At 46.6% G+C, this 661-nt stretch carries 1 protein-coding gene; it reads right to left on the bottom strand.

Annotated features, from left to right (window positions below; all coding sequences use genetic code 11):
• A partial coding sequence (locus R7P74_RS26910) for an AAA family ATPase (RefSeq protein WP_318123721.1) occupies nucleotides 1-661 on the bottom strand: 661 nt, incomplete at both ends.

The following is a 661-nucleotide window of genomic DNA, read 5'->3' as shown; positions in this document are numbered from 1 at the left end:
CCAAGCCTCTAAGCATATCTACCGCTAACTCAGGAGTCGGCTCGTCTACTTTCACAACCTGGAAGCGCCTCGTTAACGCGGCATCTTTCTCAAAATATTTTTTGTATTCAGCCCAAGTAGTTGCAGCGATGGTCCGTAACTCTCCTCGAGCCAACGCTGGTTTCAATATATTAGCAGCATCACCTTGTCCCGCTTGACCACCACCTCCGATTAGACCATGAGCTTCATCGATAAAAAGAATGATTGGCTGCGAAGATTCGTTAACTTCTCGAATGAGATTTTTAAGTCTGTTTTCAAACTCCCCTTTCATCCCCGCACCCGCCTGAAGCAAAGCAAGATCGAGTGATTTGATGGCAACATCATGTAAAGCCGGAGGAACATCCCCATCCACTATTTTTTGCGCCAGCCCCTCAATTACCGCAGTTTTACCTACACCAGCCTCACCCGTTAAGATCGGATTGTTTTGGCGACGACGTAATAAAATATCGATCATCAAGCGGATTTCATTGTCGCGACCGATAACAGGATCTATTTTTCCAGCTTTAGCTTGCTCAGTAAGATCCGTTGTGAACTGATTCAATGCTGAGTTCGAGCTACTCGTCGCCTTAGAAGTATTGTTTCCACCCTCGCCCACATGCTCTTTCATTGCGACTAGGCGAGA

This window comes from Vibrio sp. 2033, from assembly GCF_033339735.1.
Note: the sequence above shows the minus strand (reverse complement) of the source record. Positions and strands in the feature narration are given on the sequence as shown.